The 26,874-nt window shown below is 68.3% G+C and carries 24 protein-coding genes, 1 tRNA gene and 1 rRNA gene; 21 read left to right on the plus strand and 5 right to left on the minus strand.

Annotated features, from left to right (window positions below; all coding sequences use genetic code 11):
* Window positions 1-94, plus strand: a 5S ribosomal RNA gene (gene rrf, locus ASG12_RS08090); the annotation flags it as partial.
* A 57-nt stretch (window positions 95-151) separates the two neighbouring features.
* On the opposite strand, the gene ASG12_RS08095 is transcribed toward rrf, so the two are convergent.
* Window positions 152-2,020 (minus strand): NAD(P)/FAD-dependent oxidoreductase, encoded by a 1,869-nt coding sequence (locus ASG12_RS08095; protein ID WP_055787955.1) that lies wholly within the window; start codon window positions 2,018-2,020, stop codon window positions 152-154.
* A 190-nt stretch (window positions 2,021-2,210) separates the two neighbouring features.
* Here ASG12_RS08095 and ASG12_RS08100 point away from each other — a divergent pair, with 190 nt between their 5' ends.
* Together ASG12_RS08100 and ASG12_RS08105 are read left to right on the plus strand one after the other, a co-directional pair.
* A complete protein-coding gene (locus ASG12_RS08100) occupies window positions 2,211-3,257 on the plus strand; it encodes a 2,3-butanediol dehydrogenase (protein WP_055787959.1) in 1,047 nt (348 codons plus the stop codon).
* Between the two features lie 46 nt (window positions 3,258-3,303).
* Window positions 3,304-4,593, plus strand: a complete 1,290-nt coding sequence (locus ASG12_RS08105; protein WP_055787963.1) for a GAF domain-containing protein — start codon at window positions 3,304-3,306, stop codon at window positions 4,591-4,593.
* Here the strand turns inward: ASG12_RS08105 and ASG12_RS08110 are convergent.
* Entirely contained in the window at window positions 4,546-5,016 is a 471-nt protein-coding gene (locus ASG12_RS08110) for a hypothetical protein (protein WP_200932754.1), read from the minus strand. The genes ASG12_RS08105 and ASG12_RS08110 overlap by 48 nt on opposite strands.
* Entirely contained in the window at window positions 5,013-6,176 is a 1,164-nt protein-coding gene (locus ASG12_RS08115) for a molybdopterin-dependent oxidoreductase (protein ID WP_055789320.1), read from the minus strand. The genes ASG12_RS08110 and ASG12_RS08115 overlap by 4 nt, the downstream gene beginning before the upstream one ends.
* 152 nt (window positions 6,177-6,328) lie before the next feature.
* Here ASG12_RS08115 and ASG12_RS08120 point away from each other — a divergent pair, with 152 nt between their 5' ends.
* The 17 genes from ASG12_RS08120 (at window position 6,329) to ASG12_RS08200 (ending at window position 23,781) form a co-directional block, all read left to right on the plus strand.
* On the plus strand, window positions 6,329-8,377 hold the full coding sequence (locus tag ASG12_RS08120) for an HAD-IIA family hydrolase (protein WP_055787967.1): 2,049 nt from the start codon (window positions 6,329-6,331) through the stop codon (window positions 8,375-8,377).
* Window positions 8,374-8,637: a hypothetical protein gene (locus ASG12_RS08125; protein ID WP_235456370.1), complete on the plus strand. Its 264-nt coding sequence runs from the start codon at window positions 8,374-8,376 to the stop codon at window positions 8,635-8,637. Before ASG12_RS08120 ends, ASG12_RS08125 begins: the two co-directional genes overlap by 4 nt.
* A 6-nt stretch (window positions 8,638-8,643) precedes the next feature.
* The gene (locus ASG12_RS08130) at window positions 8,644-9,507 is read left to right on the plus strand and encodes a TlyA family RNA methyltransferase (RefSeq protein WP_055787970.1); all 864 of its coding nucleotides are present in this window, start codon (window positions 8,644-8,646) and stop codon (window positions 9,505-9,507) included.
* Window positions 9,508-9,590: 83 nt separating this feature from the next.
* Window positions 9,591-10,487, plus strand: coding sequence for an NAD kinase (locus tag ASG12_RS08135; RefSeq protein ID WP_235456597.1), 897 nt, complete (start codon window positions 9,591-9,593; stop codon window positions 10,485-10,487).
* Window position 10,488: 1 nt separating this feature from the next.
* Window positions 10,489-12,258, plus strand: coding sequence for a DNA repair protein RecN (recN, locus tag ASG12_RS08140; RefSeq protein WP_055787976.1), 1,770 nt, complete (start codon window positions 10,489-10,491; stop codon window positions 12,256-12,258).
* Between the two features lie 107 nt (window positions 12,259-12,365).
* Window positions 12,366-13,553 carry a putative cytokinetic ring protein SteA gene (gene steA / locus ASG12_RS08145; RefSeq protein ID WP_045822994.1) on the plus strand — a complete coding sequence of 396 codons (1,188 nt, stop codon included), beginning with the start codon at window positions 12,366-12,368 and terminating at the stop codon, window positions 13,551-13,553.
* A gap of 3 nt (window positions 13,554-13,556) precedes the next feature.
* On the plus strand, window positions 13,557-14,465 hold the full coding sequence (locus ASG12_RS08150) for a copper transporter (protein ID WP_055787980.1): 909 nt from the start codon (window positions 13,557-13,559) through the stop codon (window positions 14,463-14,465).
* Between the two features lie 126 nt (window positions 14,466-14,591).
* Entirely contained in the window at window positions 14,592-16,340 is a 1,749-nt protein-coding gene (locus tag ASG12_RS08155; RefSeq protein ID WP_055787983.1) for a CTP synthase, read from the plus strand.
* Window positions 16,337-16,990, plus strand: coding sequence for an NUDIX domain-containing protein (locus tag ASG12_RS08160; RefSeq protein ID WP_055787986.1), 654 nt, complete (start codon window positions 16,337-16,339; stop codon window positions 16,988-16,990). The genes ASG12_RS08155 and ASG12_RS08160 overlap by 4 nt, the downstream gene beginning before the upstream one ends.
* A 10-nt stretch (window positions 16,991-17,000) precedes the next feature.
* Window positions 17,001-17,942: a site-specific tyrosine recombinase XerD gene (gene xerD, locus ASG12_RS08165; protein WP_055787989.1), complete on the plus strand. Its 942-nt coding sequence runs from the start codon at window positions 17,001-17,003 to the stop codon at window positions 17,940-17,942.
* A gap of 158 nt (window positions 17,943-18,100) precedes the next feature.
* On the plus strand, window positions 18,101-18,994 hold the full coding sequence (locus ASG12_RS08170) for a ParA family protein (protein WP_235456600.1): 894 nt from the start codon (window positions 18,101-18,103) through the stop codon (window positions 18,992-18,994).
* Window positions 18,994-19,851, plus strand: a complete 858-nt coding sequence (locus ASG12_RS08175; protein ID WP_055787995.1) for a segregation and condensation protein A — start codon at window positions 18,994-18,996, stop codon at window positions 19,849-19,851. Before ASG12_RS08170 ends, ASG12_RS08175 begins: the two co-directional genes overlap by 1 nt.
* A gap of 7 nt (window positions 19,852-19,858) precedes the next feature.
* Window positions 19,859-20,542 (plus strand): SMC-Scp complex subunit ScpB, encoded by a 684-nt coding sequence (gene scpB, locus ASG12_RS08180; RefSeq protein WP_055787998.1) that lies wholly within the window; start codon window positions 19,859-19,861, stop codon window positions 20,540-20,542.
* Window positions 20,543-20,544: 2 nt separating this feature from the next.
* Entirely contained in the window at window positions 20,545-21,507 is a 963-nt protein-coding gene (locus ASG12_RS08185; RefSeq protein WP_055788000.1) for a pseudouridine synthase, read from the plus strand.
* Window positions 21,504-22,190: a (d)CMP kinase gene (gene cmk / locus ASG12_RS08190; protein ID WP_235456408.1), complete on the plus strand. Its 687-nt coding sequence runs from the start codon at window positions 21,504-21,506 to the stop codon at window positions 22,188-22,190. Before ASG12_RS08185 ends, cmk begins: the two co-directional genes overlap by 4 nt.
* On the plus strand, window positions 22,187-23,614 hold the full coding sequence (gene der / locus ASG12_RS08195; RefSeq protein ID WP_055788002.1) for a ribosome biogenesis GTPase Der: 1,428 nt from the start codon (window positions 22,187-22,189) through the stop codon (window positions 23,612-23,614). The genes cmk and der overlap by 4 nt, the downstream gene beginning before the upstream one ends.
* A 93-nt stretch (window positions 23,615-23,707) precedes the next feature.
* Window positions 23,708-23,781, plus strand: a tRNA-Pro gene (locus tag ASG12_RS08200).
* Between the two features lie 100 nt (window positions 23,782-23,881).
* On the opposite strand, the gene ASG12_RS21175 is transcribed toward ASG12_RS08200, so the two are convergent.
* On the minus strand, window positions 23,882-24,196 hold the full coding sequence (locus ASG12_RS21175; RefSeq protein ID WP_162243416.1) for a winged helix-turn-helix domain-containing protein: 315 nt from the start codon (window positions 24,194-24,196) through the stop codon (window positions 23,882-23,884).
* A gap of 215 nt (window positions 24,197-24,411) precedes the next feature.
* Here ASG12_RS21175 and ASG12_RS21645 point away from each other — a divergent pair, with 215 nt between their 5' ends.
* Entirely contained in the window at window positions 24,412-25,764 is a 1,353-nt protein-coding gene (locus ASG12_RS21645) for a HEPN domain-containing protein (protein ID WP_156378024.1), read from the plus strand.
* Between the two features lie 207 nt (window positions 25,765-25,971).
* Here the strand turns inward: ASG12_RS21645 and ASG12_RS08210 are convergent, their stop codons facing one another.
* Entirely contained in the window at window positions 25,972-26,787 is an 816-nt protein-coding gene (locus ASG12_RS08210; RefSeq protein ID WP_055789329.1) for a DUF1684 domain-containing protein, read from the minus strand.
* Between the last annotated feature and the right edge of the window lie 87 nt (window positions 26,788-26,874).

The following is a 26,874-nucleotide window of genomic DNA, read 5'->3' on the forward strand; positions in this document are numbered from 1 at the left end:
AACGCCCGGCCCCATTCCGAACCCGGAAGCTAAGCCCTCCAGCGCCAATGGTACTGCACCCTAATCAGTGTGGGAGAGTAGGACACCGCCGAACACAACTTCACAAAACCCCTGTGACCACTGGTCACAGGGGTTTTGTGCTGTCTGGACCTCAGCTCAGATGGTGCACTTCCTGCAGCTTGTAGACCGGGGTCGGGATGCCCTCGTAGCGCGCTTTCAACTGCAACGCGAGATACAGCGAGTAGTGCCGCGACTGGTGCAGGTTGCCGCCGTGGAACCACAGGTTCTGCTGCTGAGTGGGCTTCCACATGTTGCGCTGTTCGCCCTCCCACGGTCCCGGATCCTTGGTGGTCTCCGAGCCCAGGCCCCACACTTTTCCGACCTTGTCGGCGACGTCCTGGCCGATGAGATCTGCGGCCCAACCGTTCATCGATCCGTATCCGGTCGCGTAGACGACCACGTCGGCCGGCAACTCCGTCCCGTCCGACAGCACCACAGTGTTCTCGGTGAGGTGATCGACGTTGCCGTGGGCGAGCTTGATGGTGCCGTCGGCGACGAGCTCCGCGGCACCGACGTCGATGTAATAGCCCGATCCCCGCCGCAGGTACTTCATGAACAGGCCGGAACCGTCGTCACCCCAGTCATGATCGAAGCCGGCAGCCTCGAGGCGGTCGTAGAAGTCCTTGTCACGCTCCCGGATCGCGTCGTATACGGGGATCTGGAACTCGTGCATGATCCGGTACGGCAGTGACGCGAACGTCAGGTCCGCCTTTTCCGTGGTCATGCCGGAAGCCAGCGCCCGCTCGGAGTAGAGATCACCGAGACCGAGATCCATCAGCGACTCTGACTTGACGATGTGTGTCGACGAGCGCTGCACCATCGTCACGTCGACGCCGTTCTCGACGAGCGCCTTGCAGATGTCGTGCGCGGAGTTGTTCGATCCGATGACCACGGCCTTCTTGCCGACATAGGCGTCGGGCCCGGGATGGGCGCTCGAGTGGTGCTGATCGCCGGCGAACACGTCCTGACCGGGGAAGTCGGGGACGTTGGGCTTTCCCGACATGCCGGTGGCGAGCACCAGGTGGGTGGGGTGCACCGTCACCTTCTCGCCGTCGCGATCGAGTTCGACGGTCCAGCGGCCGTCCTTCTCGTCGAACTGCGCCGAGAGACATGTGGTCGAGTTCCAGTACGGCACCTCCATCACGCGTGTGTAGAACTCGAGCCACTCGCCGATCTTGTCCTTGGGCGCGAACACCGGCCAGTTCTCGGGGAACGGCAGGTAGGGGAGATGGTCGTACCAGACCGGATCGTGCAGGCAAAGCGACTTGTAGCGGTTGCGCCACTGATCTCCGGGGCGCTCGTGCTTGTCCACCACGATCGACGGCACACCCATCTGCCGCATACGGGCGCCGAGCGCGATCCCGCCCTGGCCGCCGCCGATGATGAGCGTGTACGGATCCACGGTGTATCCGAGCTCGCGCTCCTCGTCCGCACGCCGCTCCGCCCACGAACGCGTGTCCTCGGACTGTCCGTGGACGGCGCCCTTGACGCGTCGGTCGCCCTGGGGTTCCTCGAAGCCTTTCAGCTCACGCAACGTGGTGAGTAACGTCCACCCGCGGTCGACACCGTCCTCCCCGCGTCGTAGGCGAAGGTGCCCCTTCCCGCGACCGGTGGCCGTCTCGAACTCGATGAACGCCGACACCACATCGCCGTCGGCGGTGGCGGGCTCCGCGGTCACGAACCCGCTCGGATCGGCCTCCGGTAACCGGGCCTCGAGCATGTCGGCCAGCTGTTCGTGGCCCTCCATCGTCGTCAGGTTCCAGGTCATCGCGACCAGATCCCGCCAGAAGCAGTCGGTCACGAATCCCGAGACGACGCGATCGATGTCGCGTACCGCGAGCGCGGCCTCGAACTCGGCCAGCCAGCGATCCATCCGCTGTTGAGCATCGTCGATCCCGGGTGCCGCGGCGCCGTCGGCGGACGCCTCCGCGAGGTCGGTGGGTTCGATGGTCTGCGTCATGTGACTCCCTGTCGTCGATCGCCGGGCCTTCACCGTCGAAGACTCCGCGCTGTGATCCACAACACACGCAGTGGGTGTCCCGGCGCCAGGGTTGCAGCGCGTTGCAACCCTGGCGGCCGACGTGGCCCGTCACATAGACAGGTCTGCATCGGTGGGCGACGATGCCGCGCCGGGACGAAAGCAGCCAGCCATGCGAGCAGCCATCTACCACGGACCCAACAAGGTCGCGATCGACGACGTGCCGGTACCCGATCCCGGACCGGGGCAGGTCACCATCGCCGTCGCGTACAACGGCATCTGCGGCACCGACCTGCACGAGTACTACGCCGGCCCGATCTTCATCCCGACATCACCGCATCCCCTGACCGGCGCCGAGCTGCCCCTGATCCTCGGCCACGAGTTCGCGGGCACGATCTCCGCGGTCGGCAAGGGTGTCACCGGGTACGCCGAGGGCGACCGTGTGGCGATCGAACCGCTGTACCGATGCGGCCACTGCGGACCGTGTTCGGCCGGCACCTACAACGTCTGCGCACAGATCGGCTTCCACGGGCTGATGTCCGACGGCGGCATGGCCGAGTACACCGTGGTCCCGACCGACATGCTGCACCGACTGCCGGACTCGGTGTCGTTCGAACTCGGAGCGCTCGTCGAACCGATGGCCGTTGCCCACCACGCCGCGACGCTCGGTGACGTGGGCGACGGGGACACGGCGATGATCTACGGCGCCGGCCCCATCGGCATCGGGTTGTGGTTCGCACTGCGGGGCAAAGGCCTCGAGGACATCCGCGTGGTCGAGCCATCGGCGACGCGACGGGCCGCCATCGAGGCGCTGGGGGCGACAACACTCGACCCCACCGCGGTCGACGTCCCCGCCCTCGTCGCCGACGCCACAAACGGCCGCGGTGTCGACGCCGTCTACGACGCGGCTGGGGTAGCACCCGCGATCGAATCGGCGCTCGCGTGCGTCGGCGCCCGCAAGCCCATGGTGAGCGTCGCGATCTACGAGAAACCGCTGACGACACCGTTGATCGATCTCGTGATGAAGGAGGCGCGCATCCAAGGATCCCTCTGCTACACCGGCGCTGACTTCGAGGCCGTGATCGCCCTGATGGCGTCGGGCGGCTACGACACCACCGGGTGGGTCAGTTCCATCTCCATCGAGGACGTCGTCGATCAGGGCTTCGAGGCGTTGCACGCGGGGACGAAGATGAAGGTCCTCGTCGACCCGACGCGGTGAGCGTGTCGTTGCCCGTCGGTGTGACGAGGCGCACACTGGTGCCATCATGACCCGTTCCGAGACCCCCGAGCCCGCGCTCTACGCGGGCGACGACCCACGCCGCTACGCAGAACTCCTCACCGAGGTCTACGACGCGACGATGTCGGGGGACAAGGCACCGGCCCGGCCCCGTGAGGTCATCGACGACTCGTGGACTCGACTCCTGGCGCAGGGCGCCGATCCCGATCGGATGAACCGGACGAGCCCGTCGGTGACGGTGGGCGACCTCGAACTCCGTCGACAGGAGTCGGGCCTGGCCGACGTGGTCGACGATCTCGCCCGCGGTCTCGAATCGGTGATCACCGACGGCGACAACATCCTCGTCATCGCCGATCGCGGCGGTCGGGTCCTGTGGCGGAGTGGCTCGAACCGCGTTCTCACCAACGCCGATCGGCTCGGGTTCGTCGAGGGCGCCGACTGGGCCGAGGGCGCGGTCGGGACCAATGCCATCGGGACCGCCCTGGCGTCGGGGCGGGCGCTGCAGGTGTTCTCCGCCGAGCACTTCGTCCGCAGTCACCACACGTGGACGTGCGCCGGTGCACCGATCCGCGACGCCCGCACGAACGAGGTCATCGGGGTCGTCGACGTGAGCGGGCCGGCGGCGACGATCCACCCGACCACCGTCGCGCTGGTCGACGCGGTCGCCCGTCTGGCGGAGTCGCATCTGCGGGAACTGCACCGCCGCACGCTCGATCGGCTGCGGTCCGTCGCGGCCCCGATGCTGGCGCGTCTCGCCGGTCGGGCTCTGGCGGTCGACGCCCACGGGTGGGTGGCCGCCGTGGAATCGGTGGCCGACCGGAACCGGATCCTACTGCCCGACGACCTGCGACCGGGGCGTGTGTGGCTCCCGTCGCTGGGGTCGTGTGACATGGAGCCCCTTCCCGGCGGATGGCTCGTTCGCGTGGGGGCCGACGCCGGCGCCGCCTCCGACGTCCCGACGACGGTGGTGGTCGATCTGCGCGACGGCAGCGCACCGTCGGTGCGCGTCGACACCGCGCTCGGCGGATGGACGAACGCCCCCACTCCACGGCACGCCGAGATCCTGTATCTCCTCGCACGACACCGGGCCGGCCGCACCGCGGCACAGATGGCGAACGATCTGTTCGGCGACGAGTCGCGCGTGATCACCGTGCGCGCCGAGATGTCGCGCTTGCGTAGGCAATTGGCGGGCGTCATCGTCGGCAACCCGTATCGCTTCCTCGACGACGCCGACGTGCAGCTGATGCTGCCGCTCGACACCGCGCGTCTGCTACCGCACTCGGTCGCGCCCGCGGTCTGTCGGGCCCGGGTCGCCTGACGCCGGATGGCTGCGCAGTGAGCGGTGGTTGCGGATCGCGACCGCCGCCGCCAGCACCCAGATGACCGCGACGACGATCCCCAGGCCCAGGCCGTAGGGGCGATCGAGGATGGTCGCGTTGTCGGGTGTCTTGTCGGCCGGGCGCGGGGCGAGAACCGGCAGCGACAGCAACACCAGGATCAGCGTGGCCGCACCGGCGACCAGCACCGGCGCCCACACCGTCGAGGGCAGCAGGCGCCGACCGGCGTGACCGAACATCGTGTAGACCGGCGCAAGGATCGCGTCGTGCGCGATGAGGCCCGCGGCGAGCCAGATGAGCAGCGAGATCTGGTCGGCGGTCTGTACGTCCCACAGCAGCGACACCCCGTACGCGGCCATCCCGACGCCGGCGACGGCGAGTACCAGCCGGATCGCGGTGGTCACAGGACCTCGATCCGCGACAGCCATTTCGTCTGCAGCACACCGGGCCGGTTCGGTGCGATGAGTCGGCACGGATACCCGTGGTCGAGACTGAGGACCTCGCCGTTGAGTTCGAGGGCGATGAGGGTGTCGTCGTCGTCGACGAAGTTCGCGGGCAGCATGGTGACCCCGTAGAGGCCGCGATCGAACGACACGACGCGGGCGTCCCGTCCCCGTCGGTCGTCGACCGTCGCGAGCAGATCCCGTAGGCGCACACCGCGCCAGGTGCCCGAGGCGCTCCACCCCTCCACGCACGCGATAGGCAGGTCGCGGGTCGTCTGCGGCAACGACCGCAGCGCCTCGAGCGACATCGGCGTCTCGCGACCGCCGACGGCGAGCATGAGGCGGTAGTCGGCGCCGCGTATCCGGTCGGTGATCCCCGCGGCCTGCGCGGTGCGATTGATCGGCACGCCCTGCGGACCCTCGCCCGATCTCGGCGCGAGGAACGCGGCCCAGCGCAGGAACGGGACGGACTGCCCCGCGTACGCCACTGCCGTCAGGGCGGCGATCGCCCAGGTACCGCGCAGGACGGTTCGGCGGGTGAGGACACCACGGTGTGAGGGGGCGGCCTCGGCTGCCTCATCGGTCGAGGTGTCGGCGTCGAGGGGTTCGCCGAGGGCGGTCCGGATGATCGGCAGCTTCACCGCGATGTGGACGGTCAACGCGCCGATGGCGACCCACGCCATCGCGTAGTGGGTGGTGGTGAAGAAGAACTTCCACGGATACCACTGCGCGGTGTTCATCAGCCCGGTGAACAGCTGGAAGATGCCCGCGGCCACCAGCACCGCGATCGACAATCGTTCGAGCAGACGCACCGGTGACCCGATCCGCGGGCGCGCGAACAACTTCGGGTACACCACGCCGAGCTTCACCAGCAGCAGAGGTATCGCCACGACCCCGCTGATCACGTGCAGTCCCTGCGTGACGCGGTAGAGCCATGGCGGGTTGGCGGGCCAGTAGAACCACCCCGGCGGGTGCTGGATCCAGTGGCTGATCAGGCCGGTGACGAAGCAGACGGTGAACGCGATGCCGAGCAGGAGGCCGACGCGGGCGGTCAGGCCGCTCCCGCGGACCGGCTTGTCGGTCCGGTCGTCGAGTCCGACCGCGGCGAGGGCGTCGTCGATGTGGTCGTCGAGGGGGCGACCTCGGAACGTCGGCGTCGGGAACCTCACGCTGTGGGGTACGCGGCGGAGGGTTCCCTGTGCCGAATGGGGTGCATACAACGAGACGATATGCTTACGCCACAAACTTCACAGCGTGGATCCGAAGGACAACAATGACCGATCGTGAACAGCGGGGCTCTCGAGCCACCGACCATCGTCGCCGCGACGACGGCCCACGCCGTGGCACCGGATCCGCGAACCGGCCACCCGAGCCGTCCATCCCGGACGACGTGGTGCCGCAGGATCTCGACGGAGAGGTCCGCCGGGACCTCCTGACCCTCGACCGCACCAATGCCGACGCCGTCGCGCGCCACCTGGTGATGACCTCGCGACTGCTCGACGAGGATCCCGCGCTCGCTCTCGAACATGCGCGAGCCGCCCGGCGGCGAGCCGGTCGCATCGCGGTGGTCCGCGAGACCGCAGGCATCGCGGCCTACAACGCCAACGAGTGGACCGAGGCGCTCTCGGAACTCCGTGCCGCGCGGCGTATGTCCGGCGGGACCACGCTGCTGCCGCTGATGGCCGATTGCGAACGGGGACTGGGCCGTCCGGACCGCGCCATCGACATCGCCCGCAGCGACGAGGGCCGTGCCCTGACCGGGGACGAGGCGACCGAGATGAAGATCGTCGAGTCCGGCGCGCGTATCGACCTCGGCGACTTCGACAAGGCCGTGGTGACCCTGCAGGCCGCGGGACTCGACCCGTCGCAGACCGGCACCGGACCGGCGCGCCTGTTCTACGCCTACGCCACCGCGCTGCACGCCGCGGGACGCACCGACGACGCCGTCACCTGGTTCATGAACGCCGCGGCCGCCGACGTCGACGATGTCACCGACGCCGAGCTGCGCCTCATGGAGCTCACCGACCCCGAGGGATTCGCCGAGCACTTCGGCGACGAGGACGACAACGAGGGTGAACTCCTCCAGACGCAGCCCGTCGAGATCCCCGAGCCTGTTGCCCCCGAGCCTGTGGCCCCCGCGCCCGTCGACTCCGAGCCTGTGGCCGCCGCGCCCGAGCCCGCTGTCGCAGAACTCGTGGTCACCGAACCCGTGATCACCGAGCCCGAACCCACCGAGCCCGAACCCACCGCGGCGGCCACGCCGACACCGAACGAGGAGACCGACGTGACCGGCGACGCCGCGGGCGACACCCTGGCCGACGGGTACGACGCGATCCTCTGCGATCTCGACGGGACGCTGTTCGCCGGGGGCGAGGCGATCGACGGTGCGCAGGAGGCGTTGGCGCAGGTGACCGCGCCCGCCTACTTCGTGACCAACAACGCCAGCCGCCGCGCCCCCGAGGTCGCCGACCACCTGACGTCGCTGGGCTTCACCGCGCAGGCCGATCAGGTCGTCACCAGCGCGCAGAGCGCCGCGGCCCTTCTGGCGGAGCACCTCGAGCCCGGGTCGCGGGCACTGGTCGTCGGTACCGACGGCCTCGCCCAGGAGATCCGTGAGGTGGGCATCGGCGTGACGCGCAGCGCCGCCGACCGGCCGCAGGCCGTGGTCCAGGGACACTCGCCCGACACCGGCTGGGCGCAGTTGTCGGAGGCCGTGCTCGCCATCGCCGACGGCGCGCTCTGGATCGCCTGCAACATCGACCCGACCCTGCCGTCGGAGCGGGGCTTCATGATCGGCAACGGCTCGATGGTGGCCGCAGTCGCCCACGCGACCGGCGCGACACCACTCGTCGCCGGCAAACCGGCCGAGCCGCTGATGCGCGACGCCATCGCCCGCAGCGGGTCGCAGCACCCGCTGGTCGTCGGTGACCGCCTCGACACCGACATCGCCGGTGCCGCCGCCGTCGGCGCCGACAGCCTCCTCGTCCTCACCGGTGTGGCGTCCCTCGCCGACGCCGTGTGCGCCGCGCCCGATCAACGCCCCACCCACATCGGCGGTGACCTGAGCGCGTTGACGCGCCCGGCCGGGTCGAGCGCGGTCGGACCCGTCGACGGATGGACGGTCTCCGTCGACGACGCGGTCATCCGCATCGCCGGCACCGATGGCGATCCCGACGCCCTGCCGGCCGCGGTGCTGCATGCGGCGTATGCGGCCGGGCTCCCGGAGTCGGCACGCGAGGTGACGTTCGTCGTCGACGACGACACCACGGCCGCGGCCCTGAAGCGATACGGCGTCGACTCCGATAGCGTCTCGAAGCGATGAGCCATCCGTCGCCCGCACAGATGCCCGGCCGCTTCGGCGCCACCGCGGCGTCCGCCGAGACGTCCCGGGTCGACCCCGACGCCGTCGTGCGCGGGGTCGCCGACCTCCTCGACCGTGTCGACGAGGTCCGTCGCGCGGCGTCCGATCACGATGCGCACGACGGTCCGGTCGATCTGACACCTCTGTCCGCTCAGGCCGAACTCCTCGAACAGGCTCATGACGTGCTCACCACGGCCCTCGAGCAGCTCGACCGTGTGTGACCGCTGATGGCGCCGCGGGCACGCCTCGACGCCGAACTGGTGCGGCGGGGACTGGCCCGTTCGCGCGAGGAGGCGCGTGATCTGATCGTCGCGGGCCACGTCGCGGTCAACGGTGTCGCGGCGGGTAAACCGGCCACCAACGTCGGCCGTGACACGCCGATCGTGGTGTCGGAGAACGACACCGAGAAGTGGGCGTCGCGCGGGGCACACAAGTTGATCGGTGCGCTCGACGCGTTCGCGCCCGACGGTCTGTCCGTCGAGGGTCGTCGTGCCCTCGACGCCGGCGCGTCGACCGGCGGGTTCACCGACGTCCTGTTGCGCCGGGGTGCGCGGGAGGTGGTCGCCGCCGACGTCGGGTACGGCCAGCTCGTGTGGCGCCTGCAGACCGACGACCGGGTCGATGTCCGGGACCGGGTCAACGTCCGTCATCTCGACGCCGAGGCGATCGGGGGACCGGTCGACCTCGTGGTCGCTGATCTGTCGTTCATCTCGCTGCGCCTGGTGTTACCGGCGTTCGCGGCGTGCGTCGCACCGGGCGGCGATGTGGTGCCGATGGTGAAGCCGCAGTTCGAGGTGGGTCGCGAGCGGGTGGGATCCGGTGGTGTGGTGCGGGATCCGGGCCTGCGCCGCGACGCGGTGTGTGGGGTCGCGGCCCGCGCGCTCGCGCTGGGCCTGCGTACGGTGGGCGCGGTGGCCAGCCCGCTGCCGGGACCGTCGGGAAATGTTGAATACTTCTTGTGGTTGCGGCGGGATGGAACCATCGACCCGGTCCCCGACGTCGATAGGGAAGACGTCGATTCAGCGCACGGTGAGATCGATGACGACACATTCGCCGCCATCACGACGGCGATCGAGGAAGGACCCCGGTGACACAGGTGGGGGCGCGAAGCGTGGGGACCGATCGCGAGTTCCTCGTCGTCGCGCACACGGGCCGCGCGATCGTCACCGAGACGATGGCGGCGATCGCCCGACACTGCGCCGACGCCGGTGTCGGGATGCGCGTCGTCGAGCACGACATCGCGGGCTCGTTCCGCGGCAAGGCATCCGATCCGCGCGCGGTGCACCCGGTCGATCCGGCCGAGCTGCGGAGCTTCGGCGCCGATGTCGAGGTGACCCGCGGCGACGAGGAATCGGCGGCGGGCTGCGAGATCGTCATCGTCCTCGGCGGTGACGGAACCTTCCTGCGCGCCGCCGAACTGGCCTACCCGTCGTCGGTCCCGGTGCTGGGGATCAATCTGGGCCGCATCGGATTCCTCGCCGAAGCCGAGGCCAACCGTGTCGACGCGGTGATGGATCAGCTCATCCGCGGCGACTACCGCGTCGAGGAGCGGATGACGCTCGACGTGTCGGTCATCGTCGACGGCGACGACGTCATCGCCCGCACCTGGGCGCTGAACGAGGCCAGCATCCAGAACCCCGGCAACCAGGGTGTTCTCGAGGTGGTCACCGAGGTCGACGGTCGCCCCGTCGCCTCCTACGGCGCCGACGGGATCCTCGTCTCCACACCCACCGGTTCCACCGCGTACGCGTTCTCCGCGGGCGGGCCGGTCATGTGGCCCGATCTCGAGGCCATCCTCGTGGTCCCCAGCAATGCCCACGCACTGTTCACCCGTCCCCTGGTCACCAGCCCGAACTCGGTGATCGCCATCGAGGTGGAACGGTCGCGGCAGCATGCCATTGTCTCGTGCGACGGCCGGCGCACCATCGACGTCCCCCCGGGTGCGCGCATCGAGGTGGTGCGCGGTGCGCGGCCATTGCAGTGGGTGCGGATCGATTCCGATCCGTTCGCCGACCGACTGGTCACCAAATTCGATCTTCCCGTCACCGGCTGGCGGGGCAGGCAGGTGTGACGTGCTCGAAGAACTAGCGATCAGCGGACTCGGTGTCATCGCCGACGCCGCCGCGGAATTCCACGACGGCTTCACCGTCCTCACCGGCGAGACCGGCGCGGGCAAGACGATGGTCGTCACCAGCCTGCACCTCCTGTCCGGTGTGCGCGGCGACGGCGACCGAGTGCGCACCGGCACCGACCGGGCCACGGTGGAGGGCCGGTTCCGCGTCGATCCGTCGCTCACCGGCGTCGACGAGATCCTCGAGTCGGCCGGCGCCGAACGCGACGAGGACGACACTGTGATCGCGGCGCGGTCGGTGAGCGCCGACGGTCGCTCGCGGGCGCATCTGGGCGGACGCTCGGTCCCCGTCGGGACCCTCGGTGCGTTCACCACCAGCCTGCTGACCATCCACGGCCAGAACGACCAGCTGCGGCTGCTCAAACCCGACCACCAGCGCGACGCCCTCGACCGCTTCGGCGGCAAGCCGGTCGCGAAGGCGCTGACCGCGTATCGCGCGGCGCGGCAGACATGGATCGACGCCGTCGACCAGCTCGAGATGCGTCGCCGCAACTCCCGCGAGCTGGCACAGGAGGCCGACCGGTTGCGGTACGCGCTCGACGAGATCGACGCCGTCGAGCCGACACCCGGCGAAGACCTCGAGCTGGCCGCACTGGTGACCCGTCTCGGCGATCTCGAGGAGGTCCGCTCGGTCGCCGCCGGTGCACACGCCGCGATCACCGGTCAGGCCGATCTCGACGGCGATGCCGTCGACGCCGACGCGGCCGCCGCGATCGACCTGCTCGGGCAGGTCCGCACCCTGCTGGGATCCACGTCCGAACCCACGCTGCGCGATCTGCTCCCGCGGGTGGAGGAGGCGTTGTCGGTGGTCGGCGACATCGGCGAGGAACTCGCCGGATTCCTCCACGGGCTCCCCGCCGACGCCTCGGAACTGGAGAAGGTGCTCGTCCGGCAGTCCGAACTGAAGAACCTGATCCGCAAGTACGCTCCCGACATCGACGGTGTCCTGGCGTGGCGCGATTCCGCGCGCAGCCGCCTCGCCGAGATCGACGACTCGTCGGTGTCGATCGAGGCGTTGGAGACCGCGGCGCAGGAGGCGACGACCGCGCTGGTCGGTGTCGCGGCGACGCTGACCGCCGCACGGACCAAGGCGGCGGGCTCGCTGGGGACGAAGGTGAGCCGCGAACTCGGCGGGCTGGCCATGAAGGACGCGACGCTCGAGGTCACGGTGTCCCCCGACGAGTCGGGGGAGAGCGACCCGCGCAGCCTCGTCGTCGACGGGACGCGACTGCACGCCGGGTCCGGGGGAGTCGACCGTGTCGAGTTCACCCTCGCCGCGCATTCGGGTGCGGTGCCGCTCGCCATCGCGAAATCGGCATCGGGTGGCGAACTCTCGCGCGTGATGCTCGCCCTCGAGGTGGTGCTCGCGGGGCCCGACGGCGGGTCGACGATGGTGTTCGACGAGGTCGACGCCGGTGTCGGCGGCCGCGCCGCGGTGGAGATCGGCAAGCGCCTGGCCGCCCTGGCGCGCAGCCACCAGGTCATCGTCGTCACCCACCTGCCGCAGGTGGCGGCGTTCGCCGACAACCACCTGCTCATCGGCAAGACGACCGGAAAGAGTGCGGTGACCAGCTCGGTCGAGACCCTCGACCACTCGGGTCGTGTCGCGGAACTGGCGCGCATGCTCGCCGGACTGGGCGATTCGCACACCGGCCGCGCGCATGCCGAGGAGCTGCTCGCCACCGCCGACCGGGAGAAGGCGCTGGCCTGATCCGTGGCCGGTGACCCCGTCGACGCCTGTTACTGATGTGACAAAAGTGGCGAATGTTACGGCGCGCCTCCGTGCCCGTGTTCACCCTCGGGCCGATCATGGGCGTCATGAAGATGCCAGCCCTGCTCTCCCGCACCGATGACACCCTGCCCGGATTCAGCGGGATCGCCAGGGTCGACAAGAACACCTCGCGCCTGCTCGAGCGCGTCGGACACGGCGACATCGTCGTCCTCGACGAACTCGACCTCGACCGCGTGATCGCCGACCGTCTCGTCGAGGCCGACGTGACCGCCGTCGTCAACGCCTCCCCGTCGATCTCGGGTCGCTACCCCAACCTCGGCCCCGAGGTGCTCGTGGCATCGGGGATCACCCTCATCGACGACGTGGGCCCGGAGGTGTTCCGCCGCATCAAGGACGGATCCAAGATCCGCATCGACGAGGGCAACGTCTACGTCGGCGGCAACCGCCTGGCGCGCGGCACCGAACTCGACGAGCGCGCGGTCGCCAAGCTGATGATCGAGGCCAAGTCGGGTCTCGTCGACCACCTGGAGGCGTTCTCCGGCAACACGATCGAGTTCATCCGTAGTGAGTCGCCGCTGCTCATCGACGGTGTCGGTGTGCCCGACGTCGAGGTCGACCTCAAGAACCGACACGTCGTGGTGGTCGCCGACGGCGCCGAGCACGAGCTCGACCTCAAGAAGCTCAAGCCCTTCATCAAGGAGTACGCGCCGGTCCTCATCGGCGTCGACGGTGGAGCCGACACGCTGATGCGTGCCGGGTACCGACCCGACCTCATCGTCGGTGACCCCGAGGCCATGCGGGCGGCGACGCTCAAATGCGGTGCGCAGGTGGTGCTCCCGGCCGACCCCGACGGCCACGCCGTCGGCCTCGAACGGATCCAGGATCTCGGTGTCGGGGCGATGACCTTCCCGGCCGCGGGTTCGGCAGCCGACCTCGCGCTGCTGCTCGCGGACTTCCACGGCGCGGCGCTCATCGTCACCGTCGGCACGTCAGCGTCACTCGACGACTTCTTCGACCGGAGCCGCCGCGAGTCGAACCCGTCGACGTTCCTCACCCGCCTCAAGGTCGGACCGAAGCTGGTCGATGCGAAAGCCGTTGCCACGCTGTACCGCAGCCGTGTCTCCGGTGCCGCGATCGCACTGCTCGTCCTCGCCGCGCTGGCCGCGATCATCGTCGCACTCGTGATGAGCAACACCGGCGGCGAGATCGCCGACTGGATCGTGGCCGAATGGGACCGTGGCTACGCCTGGGCCAGGGACGCCTGGAACCGATAGCTCGTGATCTCGCTGCGCCAGCATGCGATCTCGCTCGTCGCCGTCTTCCTCGCGCTCGCCGTCGGCGTGGTGCTCGGATCGGGCTTCGTCGCCGATCGCATCGACTCCGGGAACGATTCGTCGTCCTCCCTCCGCTCCGACAACGACACCCTGAGTGCTCAGGTCAACGCGGCCGACTCGTTCAACGACGCGATCTCGCCGCGCCTGCTGCGCGGTCTCCTCGCGAACCGTTCGGTCCTCGTGGTCACCGCACCCGGTGCGGCCGAGGCCGACATCGCGGCAGTGAAGACCTCCCTCAACCAGTCCGGGGCGACGTTCGCCGGCCAGATCGGGCTCACCGACGAACTGGTGGGTGACGCGTCGGCGCAGAAGCTGACCAGCATCATCGATCAGGCCATCCCGTCCGGCGCGTCGTTGCGCACCGAGCTGACCGATTCCGGTGGGCGGGTCGGGGACCTGCTGGGTCTGTTGCTGCAGCGCAAGGTCGACGCCCCCGGTGGCCCGTCGGACACCGACATCTCCGCCGGACTGCAGGCGCTGCGCCAGGGCGGGTTCATCACCTACGTCGACAACGCCGTCAACCCGGCGCAGCTCGCCGTGGTCGTCACCGGTGGATCCCTCGGTGACAACGCCGGTGCACGAGGTCAGCTCATCGCCCGTTTCGCGGCCTCGTTCGGGGCACGCGGATCCGGGACCGTGATGGCCGGACGCAGCGGATCGGCCGACGGATCGTCGCCGATCGGGGTGCTGCGCGCGGACGCGTCACTGTCCCGCGTGGTCGCCTCGGTCGACAACGTCGATCAATCCACCGGTCGCATCGTGACCGCTCTCGCACTCGCCGATGCCCAGCGTGGACGTCCGGGCGCGTACGGCTCGGGTCCCGGCGCGTCGGCGATCGCCCCGGCCACCTGAGGCCGTTCCCGGGGGCCGTGACACCCCCGGGGTCTCGCCGGCGGTACGTCCGGCGCCGGAGGTGTTACGGTAAAGCCCCGTAGGCGAGCAGGTTTTCCGACCCGCTCCGGCCAATCGGGAGAAGCGTTGCGACCACTGCGTCATGCACCATCAGGCACCAAGCACATCTTCGTCACCGGAGGTGTCGCATCCTCGCTGGGCAAAGGTCTGACCGCCTCCAGCCTCGGACAACTTCTCACCTCACGCGGGCTCCGCGTGACCATGCAGAAGCTCGATCCGTACCTCAATGTCGACCCCGGGACGATGAACCCGTTCCAGCACGGTGAGGTCTTCGTCACCGAGGACGGCGCCGAGACCGACCTCGACGTCGGCCACTACGAACGCTTCCTCGACCGGAACCTGTCGCAGAGCGCGAATGTGACCACCGGACAGGTGTATTCGACCGTCATCGCCAAGGAACGCCGCGGCGAGTACCTCGGCGACACCGTGCAGGTGATCCCGCACATCACCGACGAGATCAAGAACCGCATCCTCGCGATGCGCCTTCCCGACGCCGACGGCAACGAGCCCGACCTGGTGATCACCGAGATCGGCGGCACCGTCGGCGACATCGAATCGCAGCCCTTCATCGAGGCCGCACGACAGATCCGCCACGACGTGGGGCGCGACAACGTCTTCTTCCTGCACGTGTCTCTGGTGCCGTACCTCGCGCCGTCGGGGGAGTTGAAGACCAAGCCGACGCAGCACTCGGTGGCCGCGCTGCGCAACATCGGTATCCAGCCCGACGCGCTGATCCTGCGCTGCGACCGCGAGGTCCCCGAGCCGCTCAAGAACAAGATCGCGCTGATGTGTGACGTCGACATCGAGGGCGTCATCTCCACCCCCGACGCACCGTCGATCTACGACATCCCCAAGGTGCTGCACCGCGAACAGCTCGACGCCTACGTGGTGCGCAAGCTGGGGTTGCCGTTCCGCGACGTCGACTGGACCATCTGGGGCGAACTGCTCAAGCGGGTGCACGAGCCGCGCGAGTCGGTCACCGTCGCGCTCGTCGGCAAGTACGTCGACCTGCCCGACGCGTACCTCTCGGTCACCGAGGCCATCCGCGCCGGCGGGTTCGCCGCGCGGGCCAAGGTCGAGATCCGCTGGGTGCAGTCCGACGAGTGCGCCACCGACGCCGGTGCACAGCAACATCTCGGCGATGTCGATGCGATCCTCATCCCCGGCGGCTTCGGCATCCGCGGCATCGAGGGCAAGGTCGGCGCGGTCCGCTTCGCCCGCCGCCGCGGCATCCCGCTGCTCGGGTTGTGCCTGGGCCTGCAGTGCATCGTGATCGAGGCCGCCCGCGAGGCCGGCCTCACCGACGCCAGTTCCGCGGAGTTCGACCCCGACACCACCCACCCGGTGATCTCGACGATGGCCGATCAGGAACAGGCCGTCGCGGGTGAGGCCGATCTCGGCGGCACCATGCGTCTCGGCGCGTATCCGGCTGTGCTCGAACGCGGTTCGGTCGTCGCGAACGCCTACGGCACCACCGAGGTGTCCGAGCGCCATCGCCACCGCTACGAGGTGAACAACACCTACCGCGACCAGATCGCCACCACCGGTCTCCGGTTCTCGGGCACCTCACCCGACGGGCTCCTCGTCGAATTCGTCGAGTACCCGCGGGAGATCCACCCCTTCCTCGTCGCCACCCAGGCGCACCCGGAGCTCAAGAGCCGACCGACACGTCCGCACCCGCTGTTCGCGGCTTTCGTCGTGGCAGCGCTCAAATACAAGGCCGCCGAACGGCTCCCGGTGAACGTGCACGGCGAGGACGAGGAGACCGCACGCGATCCCGAACCCGAGTCCGGCGCCGCCGAGGTGAGCGCGTGACCCCAGCGTCGTCTCCGGGCGGCGAGCCGTTCGACTTCACCGTCATCGGTTCGGAGACCGTCTACGACGGCGCGATCCTCGCGCTACGGGTCGATGAGCTCACGATGCCGGGCGATCGGACCGCCCGACGCGAGGTCGTCGAACACCACGGCGCGGTGGCCATCGTCGCGTGCAACGACGACGGTGCCATCGCCACGGTCACCCAATATCGGCACCCGGTGCGGCGCCGACTCCGCGAGCTCCCCGCCGGGTTGATGGACTCCGGTGGCGACGAATCACCGGTCGAGGCCGCACGGCGTGAACTGATGGAGGAGGTCGGCGTCGAGGCCGACCGCTGGCACACCCTCGTCGACGTCGCCTCGTCACCGGGTTTCACCGACGAGGCGCTGCGCGTGTTCGTGGCCGAGGGGCTGCACACCGTCGACCGCCCCGACGCGCACGACGAAGAAGCCGACATGGACATCGACTGGATCCCGCTCGACGACGCCGTGGCCATGGTGTTCGCCGGTGAGGTCGTCAACGTCACCAGCGTGTGCGGCATCCTCGCACTGGCCCACGTCCGCGCCACCGGCGCCGACCTCCGCGACCCCGACTCGCCGTGGGTCGATCAGCCCACGGCACTCGATCGTCGCCACGCCGCGCGGAAATGACCGTGGGCCAATGGAACTCGACGACACGACGCTGGGCGGCCAGATCCGGCGGTACCTCGATCACCTCGCCGTCGAACGCGGTGCCGCGCCGAACACGCTGAGTTCCTACGGCCGCGACCTCCTGCGGTATCAGCGGTACCTCGTGTCACGACAGATCGACGACCTCGGCGACGTCGCCGAGGAGGACGTGCGCGAATTCCTCGTGGCGCTGCGCCGCGGCGACCCCGACCGCGACGAGAAACCACTCGCCGACAGTTCGGTCGCACGCACCCTCGTGGCCACACGAGGTCTGCACAAGTTCGCGGTCGCCGAATCGATGGCGGCCACCGACGTCGCGCACGCCGTGCGTCCCCCGAAAGCGGCCCGACGGCTGCCGAAATCACTACCGGTCGACGAGGTGATCGCGATCCTCGAGGCCGCGGGTGGCTCGGGCCCCTCGGAGACACCGCGCACGCTGCGGGATCGGGCGTTGATGGAACTGCTCTACAGCTGCGGGGCGCGGATCTCCGAGGCGGTGTCGCTCGACATCGAGGACGTCACCTCCGAGACCGGTGCGGTGTTGCTGCGCGGCAAGGGCGGTAAGGAACGCCTCGTCCCCGTGGGCGGACCGGCGCTCGAGGCCCTCGACGCCTACCTGGTGCGCGGTCGGCCGGCGCTGGTCTCGAAGTTCAACCCGGCGTTGTTCCTCAACTCCCGCGGCGGTCGGCTCTCGCGGCAGAGCGCGTGGCAGGTGCTCGCCGACTCCGCGCAGCGCGCCGGTCTCGACAAGGCGGTGTCGCCGCACACGCTGCGCCACAGCTTCGCCACCCATCTGCTTGACGGCGGCGCCGATGTCCGTGTGGTGCAGGAACTGCTGGGACACGCCTCGGTGACGACCACGCAGGTGTACACGCTGGTCACCGTGTCGGCGATGCGTGAGGTCTACGCAACCGCACACCCGCGGGCCCGGTGACGGCGATGCGTCGCCGTCTCGACGGCGTGACGCACTAGGCTGATCTGCGATCGACGACCCATTTTCGTGACAGGAGCATCGACAACGTGACCACGCCCCAGCCACCGGCCCAGGGTGCCCCGTCGCGCGATGCTCCGCTCGAGCAGTACAGCTTCACCATCGACACCCCGTCGCGCGGACCGGCGCAGGCCGACGTCTCGGCCGAACCCGAGGGTGTCGGCCCCACGGGGCGGGCCACCCGCGAGGTCCCCGAACCCCAGCCCCTGGACCGACACGGCCCCGCGATCGTCATCGCGGTGTGCAACCAGAAGGGCGGCGTCGGCAAGACCACGTCGACGATCAACCTCGGTGCCGCGCTCGCCGAATACGGTCGCCGCGTGCTGCTCGTGGATCTCGACCCGCAGGGCGCCCTGTCGGCGGGGCTCGGGGTCCCGCACCACGATCTCGACCTCACCGTGCACAACCTGCTGGTGCCGCCGCAGGTGTCGGTCGACGACGTCCTGATGCGGACCCGTGTCGACGGACTCGACCTGCTGCCCAGCAACATCGACCTCTCGGCCGCGGAGATCCAGCTCGTCAACGAAGTGGGCCGCGAACACACGCTCGGCCGGGCGCTGCACCCGATCCTCGACCGCTACGACTACGTGCTCATCGACTGCCAGCCGTCGCTCGGCCTGCTGACCGTGAACGCGCTGGCCTGCGCCGACACCGTGCTGATCCCGATGGAGTGCGAGTACTTCAGCCTCCGCGGACTCGCGCTGCTCACCGACACCATCGACAAGGTGCGCGACCGGCTGAACCCGCGGCTGAGCCTCGGCGGCATCCTCATGACCATGTTCGACGCACGCACCCTGCACTCGCGGGAGGTGATGGCGCGCGTGGTCGAGGTGTTCGGCGAGCGCGTGTACGACACCGTCATCAGCCGCACCGTGCGGTTCCCCGAGACCAGTGTCGCCGGCGAGCCGATCACCTCGTGGGCACCGAAGTCCGGGGGAGCGAAGGCGTACCGGGCGCTCGCACGAGAGGTGCTGCACCGCACCGGCCGATCGTGATGACCGACGACCCGGCGAGCGCTACGGGCACCGTCGACACGACAGACGCGGTCGCTGAGTTCGATCCGTCGGTGTTCAACGTTTCGCTGGCGAACTTCTCCGGACCGTTCGACCTGTTGCTCGACCTGATCAGTCGCCGTCGGCTCGACGTGACCGAGGTCGCGCTGCACGCGGTGACCGACGATTTCATCGCCTACACCAAGAAGATCGGGTCGATCGTCGACCTCGATCAGACCACGCAGTTCCTGGTGGTCGCGGCGACCCTGCTCGATCTGAAGGCCGCGCGACTCCTCCCGCGCGGTGAGGTGGAGGATCCCGACGACCTCGCGTTGCTCGAGGCCCGCGACCTCCTCTTCGCCCGGCTGCTGCAGTACCGCGCGTACAAGCAGGTCGCCGCGCTGTTCGCCGAGCTGGAAGCGGCCGCGCTGCAGCGTTATCCGCGCGCGGTGTCGTTGGAGGCGCGGTACGAGAAGCTGCTGCCGGAGGTGACCCTCGGTGTCGACGCGCGACAGTTCGCCGAGGTCGCGGCGACGGCGATGGCGCCCAAGCCGGTGCCGCGTGTCGGGCTGTCGCACCTGCACGACGTGGACGCGGTGTCGGTGCCCGAGCAGGTGGTGCGGGTGACCGAGATCCTGCGGGTCGCCGGCGCCAAGCAGTGGGTGAACTTCTCGACGCTGGTCTCGGAGTGCGCGAACGGTCTCGAGGTGGTCGCCCGGTTCCTCGCGCTGCTGGAACTGTTCCGCCAACGGGCCATCGAGTTCGAACAGAGTGAGGCGTTGGGCACATTGCACGTGTCGTGGACCGGTGAACGCGACACCGAGGAGATCACCGTGACGAGTGCGGACGACTACGGATGAGAGACCGATGACCGAGGACATGCTGTTCGACGACCACGACGACCACGACGACCACGACGCCCTCGCCGACGACGAACTGCGGTCGGCGCTGGAGGCGATGCTGCTGGTCGTCGACTCGCCGGTGACCACCGAGTCGCTGGCCAACGCCGTCGGCGAACCCGAGGAGCGTGTGGCCGAGGCGTTGCGGGCCTACGAGGCGGAGCTCACCGAGCGGTCCAGCGGGATCGACCTGCGGTACGCCGGCGATGGCTGGCGGCTCTACACACGCACCGATTACGCCCCCTACGTGGAGAAACTCCTCCTCGACGGGGTCCGGTCGAAGCTGACACGCGCCGCGCTCGAGACCCTCGCGGTGATCGCCTACCGCCAACCGGTCACCCGCACCCGGGTGAGCGCGGTACGGGGCGTGAACGTGGACGGCGTGATGCGCACGCTGCTCGCCCGTGGGTTGATCCGCGAGGCCGGCAGTGACCCCGAGACCAGTGGAACCATGTACGGCACCACCGAGTTGTTCCTCGAACGACTCGGTCTCGCGTCGCTCGCGGAGCTGCCCGATCTGGCGCCGCTGCTGCCCGATGTCGACATCATCGACGACATCGACGACGAGATCATCAACGATCCCCGATTCGCCAAGATGGACTCCCGGCAGGCAGACTCGAGGATTGACCTCACCACCTCAGAACTGGATTAGACATGACACCCGCTAGCCGAGACGGCAGACCGGACCGAAGCAAGACCACCTCGAACGCCGCGCGTACCGGTAACTCCCCGGGCCGGCCGAAGAAGCCGCACCGCAAGGGAACGGCCCACGTCGCGAAGGGCGCCGCGCCGAGCGTGCGCCGCGGCCAGGAGCGCATCAACAACGCCAAGCCCGCCAAGATCCAGAACGTCACGCCCGAGGGCGACGGCGCCAACTACGTCGCCGATGGCGTGCGGCTGCAGAAGGTGCTCGCGCAGGCCGGCGTCGCCTCGCGCCGCGGCGCCGAGGAGCTGATCGCCGCCGGTCGCGTCGACGTCGACGGCGAGATCGTCACCGAGCAGGGCATGCGGATCGACCCGACCACCGCGGTGGTCCGTGTCGACGGCGCCCGCGTGGTGATGGACGAGACCCTGCAGTACCTCGCGCTGAACAAGCCGAAGGGCTGGCAGTCGACGATGTCCGACGACCAGAACCGGCCGTGCGTCGGCGATGTGGTCGCCGAACGGGTGATGGCCGGACAGCGTCTGTTCCACGTCGGTCGCCTCGACGCCGACACCGAGGGGCTCCTGCTGCTCACCAACGACGGCGAGCTCGCGCACCGACTCATGCACCCCTCCTTCGAGGTACCGAAGACCTACCTCGCGACGGTCAAGGGCATCCCGCCCCGCGGCCTCGGACGCACCCTGAAGGCCGGTGTCGAACTCGACGACGGCCCGGTGTCGGTCGACGGCTTCGCCGTGCTGGAGATCCTCGAGGGCCAGGCTCTGGTGAAACTCGTTCTGCATGAAGGGCGTAAGCGGATCGTGCGACGCATGCTCGACCACGTCGGGTTCCCCGTGCTCAACCTCGTGCGCACCGAGATCGGTGCCGTGCACCTCGGCAACCAGCGTCCGGGCAGCCTGCGGGTGCTCGGACGCGACGAGGTCGGCGCGCTGTACAAGGCGGTGGGAATGTGACCGCGACACCTGCGATCATCACGATCGACGGACCCGCCGGCACCGGCAAGTCGAGTGTGTCGCGTCGTGTCGCCGACCGCCTCGGCGCCCGCTACCTCGACACCGGCGCCATGTATCGCGTGGCGACCCTGGCCGCCCTGCGTGCCGACGCCGATCTCGAGAACCCCGACGCCATCGCCGATTCCGTCGCCGACGTCGAGATGACGCTGTCGAACGACCCCGATTCGCATGCGGTCACCCTCGCCGGTGAGGACGTCTCGGGCGAGATCCGCACCGACGCGGTGACGTCCGCGGTCTCCTCGGTGTCGGCGGTCGGCGCCGTCCGCGAGAAGATGGTTGCGCTGCAACGCCAGATTGTCGCCGGCGAGTTCGCCGTGGTGGAGGGACGCGACATCGGCACCGTCGTGTTCCCCGACGCCGAGCTGAAGATCTATCTCACCGCGAGCGCGGCCGCCCGCGCACAGCGACGTCACGACCAGAACCTCTCGCAGGGACGCCCCAGCGACTTCGACGAGGTGCTGGCCGCGGTGGAACGTCGCGACCACCTCGATTCGACGCGCGCGCTGTCGCCGCTGCGTCCCGCCGACGACGCGATCACCGTCGACACCAGTGACATGACCATCGAGCAGGTGATCGACCACCTCGTCGAGTTGGCGACCGACCGTATCGGAGCACGCGCATGACCGACCAACAGGATTTCGATCTCGGCGGCGTCGACGGTGTGTGGTCGGACGAAGCCGATTGGCAGATCGGTGAATTCGGCGACGACGGAGAAGGTGGCGACGCAGTTGCCATGCCGACCGTCGCGATCGTCGGACGACCGAACGTGGGCAAGTCGACGCTCGTCAACCGCATCCTCGGTCGGCGTGAGGCCGTGGTGGAGGACATCCCCGGCGTGACGCGCGACCGGGTGTCGTACGCCGCGGTGTGGTCGGGTCGACGGTTCCTGGTGCAGGACACCGGCGGCTGGGAGCCCGACGCGAAAGGCATGGGTCAGGCGATCGCCCGTCAGGCCGAGTTCGCGATGAACACCGCCGACGCCGTGGTGCTGGTGGTCGACGCGACCGTCGGCGCCACCGCGACCGACGAGGCCGTCGCACGCGTGCTGCGCCGCTCGAAGACGCCGGTGCTGTTGGCGGCGAACAAGGTCGACGACGAGCGTGTCGAATCCGAAGCCGCCGCGCTGTGGTCGTTGGGCCTCGGTGAGCCGCGGTCGGTGTCGGCGGCGCACGGTCGTGGAGCGGGCGATCTGCTCGACGCCATCCTCGAGGTGCTGCCCGAGACGCCGCGTGACTTCGGTCAGCCGGCCGGTCCGCGCCGCGTCGCGTTGGTCGGCAAGCCGAACGTGGGCAAGAGCTCGCTGCTGAACAAGTTGACCGACTCCGATCGGGCCGTGGTCGACAACGTTGCCGGAACCACCGTCGACCCCGTCGACGAGCTGGTGGAACTCGGTGGGCGACTGTGGAACTTCGTCGACACCGCCGGCTTGCGCAAGCGCGTGAACACCGCCAGCGGCCATGAGTACTACGCCTCGCTGCGTACGCGCGCGGCCATCGACGCCGCAGAGGTGGCGGTGCTGCTGATCGACGCATCGGAGCCCATCACCGAGCAGGATCAGCGGGTGCTGACGATGATCGTGGAGGCCGGCCGGTCGCTGGTGATCGCGTTCAACAAGTGGGACCTCGTCGACGAGGACCGGCGCCTGCAGCTCGACAAGGAGATCGACCGCGACCTGGCCCGGGTGCCCTGGGCGCGTCGGGTCAACATCTCTGCGTCGACGGGTCGTTCGGTGCAGAAGCTCGTTCCGCAGCTCGACACCGCGCTGGACTCGTGGGACAAGCGCATCTCCACCGGTCAGCTCAACGGTTGGCTCAAGGACATCATCGCGGGTACCCCGCCTCCCGTTCGAGGCGGTCGCCAGCCCAAGGTCATGTTTGCGACCCAGGCGGCGACCCGTCCGCCGACGTTCGTGCTGTTCACGACCGGTTTCCTCGAGGCTGGCTACCGCCGCTTCCTGGAGCGCAAGCTGCGTGAGCAGTTCGGCTTCGACGGCTCACCGGTGCGGATCAACGTGCGCGTGCGGGAGAAGCGCGAGCGACGCAAGTAGACGGCTGAGGCGATTGGCCCCCGCGTGGGCCGGTCGGCTAATCTGTACAACGCTGCTCCTCGCGGAGCGGCGATGCCCCTCACGGGGCAGCCACGGGCTGTGGCGCAGCTTGGTAGCGCACTTGACTGGGGGTCAAGTGGTCGCAGGTTCAAATCCTGTCAGCCCGACTTCATGACCGAGGGCTTACGTGCCGGTCATTGTCCTTTGTGTCAGAATTGGCCGCGGGCTTGATGCCAATGAACGCCGGACTTGCTGCTTAACTAAATCTCATACTCGCCGCTTTGCCGTGTGGGCAGCGCGGCGACCTGTGTCGGTGAGCGTCCAGTATCCTCGCGTGGTGACACCCCGAACGTAGGGTTGCAGCAACCCCTCCGCCACCATCGTGTTGCGCTCCCATGCGGTCTGGTTCTCCCATTTGGTTTCTCCGTTTGAGTCCTGAGGAAGCCAATCGTCGGTGGTAAATCGGTTTGCGAACCGCTCGTTCATATGTTTGAGGACGCGTTGTTTATGTGCGGTTCCGCCGAGTTCGAGCAGTGCGACCAACAGATAGTTCCGCAACGTGATCTGTGGCGTCAGGTCCATGCCAGAAACTGTATCCGGAGAGTGCGCCATGATTGTGACGTTTGCCCAAGCTTGCCACTTGTTCTCGGGCGCCGCCCATCTCGGAATCGACGGTCGCGCGGGGAGAAGATAACTTCTAAACGTCGCGATGTGACACGCGTGGCACCATCCGGCATGTAGATGAACGGCGGCCCATCTCGTGAGTACACCTAAGTTCCCTATGCTTTGATTGAGCGGTGGATACGAAGGTAGATGAGACTCTCGGCGGAACGATGGGTCATTTTTGGCTAGACCTCGCGACTTACAATCGCGCTGACACCTCGTGGCAAGGCCATGCCGAGGAGCAAGACGGCTACCTCGCGATTCGGACTATTAAACGATCCGACGAGGGACTCCCACAGCTGCGAGTCACTCCGATACCAGACGCCGTTTACGGCGCTACTGAGGTTGGCGGGACGATTGCCTACGATATTCGAGGTGTCCCCGAGAACAGCGTCATGGGGGGCAACAAGATTTCTGTTCGCTCCTACCTTGCGCGAGGATTTGTCGTCGGTGTTGACCCGAACGAGGTAGCCAGTGCGAAAATTGTTTCAATCACCGCATACTTCTATGGGCTTGTCATGTGGAGCGGGGCTAAGGCCGCTCAAATCGACTACGGCAAGCAGCCCGATGGCCGGGTCGACACGGTGAATTACACGATTCGTCGTGTAACTCCAATCTCTGCAAAGATCAGCGACCGCCGGACTCTCGAGATTGGTGTTACTTGGGAAGCTAGCGAACGACAGTTCGATCAGTTTTCGGCCTCTACTCCACTTGCATTCACTATCGCCAAATCTAGGCCCGGGACTTGGCGCGAGCTCATCCGCCCGGTGATTGCCTTTCAAGATCTAATCAGCCTGGCCTACGACGCATTCGTCCCGTGCGTCGGCGGTTCGCTGGTTCCCCACTACCGTAAGGGCGTTGAGCCGAGCAAGGGCGCGCTTTGGAGTACATCCCTCATGGACTTTCCAGACGGGGTTAAGCGTGCTTCTGAGAAGTCCGAGCGACCAACATTCTCCCTGGCAGCAATTGGTGGGGCGCCGGGGGTGCGGCGATGGCTGCTGTTGGCTGAGACGCATCCCCGCGCGGTGGGGCCGCTGACCAGTGCCCGGCGGTTCGGTATGACGACTGTTGAAGTCGAGCTAATTAACATCGCCGTCGCTATTGAGTACTGGGTCGGAGCATGCAAGAAGGATTCGGGTTCGAGGCCGCAGTGGACCAAAGTTAAGAACAGGGGGTACGCCGAATTGCTGGCCATGCACGTCGGTTCAGAATTCCGAGAGTTCGTCGGCGGTGACGAGTGTAAGTGGGCGCGTCTGTTCTGGGACCGATATACCGCCCTGAAACACGACCCGCTGGTGTCCTATGACTCTTATGAGATTTCGACTCTCATGAGGAGTGGACGAATACTTCTAATGTGCGCTCTGCTGAATCGGGTAGCTGGCTCTAAAGAGCCCACGAGGTGGATATGCCAGTCCACCCAGTTCTACGGCTTGGGCGAGCGGATACAGGACCTCATGGCGAGCAAGCCGAAGCTTTTTCGGCGGTAGCGTCACCTCACGAGGCTGGCGATGCCGCCCGCGAAACTTTGGCAGGCAGAGCCGGGCATGTCTCATTTCACGCGTGGCGTGCCCGTGCCGCAGTGAGATGCGACGGATCCAACTACGCTAAGCGTCCGATCGAGAGGGCCAGCGTAAGTGCGCCCCGGCTCTGCCGAGATCAGAAAGGCAACGAACTGGACGCCCGTTCCCTGCTTCTCACCCGCGCCCGTATGGCGTTTTCTCGCCTGCTTCGACCGCGAAGGGCAGGTGGTTGCCGGCCGGGGGAAGCGGGCAGGTCGCGAAGTCGATGAAGGCGCAGGGCAGATTGACTGCACGGTTGAAGTCGAGGATCACGTCTCCGCCATCGCGAACGATCTCGTCTGACGCGTCGATCGCGAGGCTGCGGTTGGCTGCGTAGGTGGTCACTCCCGACGTCTCGTCGGTCAAGAGCACGCTCAGGCCGCCTTCCTTGCCGTTGAACGCGACCAGTCGGTGTTCGTCGCCGTCGCGCTCGAGGACCAGCACTCCCGGTGAGACGTACACGTGCGCGAGTCCCTCGGCGACCGCCCCGACGGTGACGGGCTCGGGCGCGGGGTGGGGCTCGAAGCGGGCGTCGATCGCCCACGCCGGGTCGGCGGGATAGGCAGGGACACCGCGGAAGTCACGAATCGTCGGGGCGGAGTTGTCGTGGACGCGGATCAGGTACCCGTCGCCGCGGCGGGCGACCTCGATGTGGTGACCGTCGACGTCGACGACCTCACCCGGACCCGTGGGGTGCAGGTCGAACGTGCGCGGTGAGAACGTCTCGTCGTCGCCGGGTGCGAGGTGCGCAACCGGCCCCTCGTACCACCATGACCCGGGCAGACCGTCAAACCGACCGGGCTCGGTGTCGAGCCACTCCAGACGATTGATCGACAACCATCCGCCGGGCGCTCCGAGGGCCTGTTCGCGAGCGTGGTGCCACTGCTCCCAGTCGGCGGCGAAGCTGTCCACCGCGGCAGTGCCGCCGTCAGTCGTGATTGTCGTGGTCATGGCGATCTCCTCGTGTCGGTTCACCATTCCAACGCGCGCCGAGGCCGCGATGATCGCATTGCCGTCGTCACGCACGAAAGTGTTGAC

It is taken from the genome of Williamsia sp. Leaf354, from assembly GCF_001424365.1.
Lineage (GTDB): Bacteria > Actinomycetota > Actinomycetes > Mycobacteriales > Mycobacteriaceae > Williamsia_A.

Excerpts from the sequence above, each read along its gene's own strand:
- ASG12_RS08210 (WP_055789329.1), bottom strand. The coding sequence starts at position 26,787 with ATGACCACGACAATCACGACTGACGGCGGCACTGCCGCGGTGGACAGC.
- ASG12_RS08130 (WP_055787970.1), top strand. The coding sequence starts at position 8,644 with ATGGCGCCGCGGGCACGCCTCGACGCCGAACTGGTGCGGCGGGGACTG.
- ASG12_RS08105 (WP_055787963.1), top strand. The coding sequence starts at position 3,304 with ATGACCCGTTCCGAGACCCCCGAGCCCGCGCTCTACGCGGGCGACGAC.
- ASG12_RS08095 (WP_055787955.1), bottom strand. The coding sequence starts at position 2,020 with ATGACGCAGACCATCGAACCCACCGACCTCGCGGAGGCGTCCGCCGAC.
- ASG12_RS08185 (WP_055788000.1), top strand. The coding sequence starts at position 20,545 with ATGACACCCGCTAGCCGAGACGGCAGACCGGACCGAAGCAAGACCACC.
- ASG12_RS08120 (WP_055787967.1), top strand. The coding sequence starts at position 6,329 with ATGACCGATCGTGAACAGCGGGGCTCTCGAGCCACCGACCATCGTCGC.
- ASG12_RS08135 (WP_235456597.1), top strand. The coding sequence starts at position 9,591 with ATGGCGGCGATCGCCCGACACTGCGCCGACGCCGGTGTCGGGATGCGC.
- der (WP_055788002.1), top strand. The coding sequence starts at position 22,187 with ATGACCGACCAACAGGATTTCGATCTCGGCGGCGTCGACGGTGTGTGG.
- ASG12_RS08125 (WP_235456370.1), top strand. The coding sequence starts at position 8,374 with ATGAGCCATCCGTCGCCCGCACAGATGCCCGGCCGCTTCGGCGCCACC.
- steA (WP_045822994.1), top strand. The coding sequence starts at position 12,366 with ATGAAGATGCCAGCCCTGCTCTCCCGCACCGATGACACCCTGCCCGGA.
- xerD (WP_055787989.1), top strand. The coding sequence starts at position 17,001 with ATGGAACTCGACGACACGACGCTGGGCGGCCAGATCCGGCGGTACCTC.
- ASG12_RS08175 (WP_055787995.1), top strand. The coding sequence starts at position 18,994 with ATGACCGACGACCCGGCGAGCGCTACGGGCACCGTCGACACGACAGAC.
- scpB (WP_055787998.1), top strand. The coding sequence starts at position 19,859 with ATGACCGAGGACATGCTGTTCGACGACCACGACGACCACGACGACCAC.
- ASG12_RS21175 (WP_162243416.1), bottom strand. The coding sequence starts at position 24,196 with ATGGACCTGACGCCACAGATCACGTTGCGGAACTATCTGTTGGTCGCA.
- ASG12_RS08100 (WP_055787959.1), top strand. The coding sequence starts at position 2,211 with ATGCGAGCAGCCATCTACCACGGACCCAACAAGGTCGCGATCGACGAC.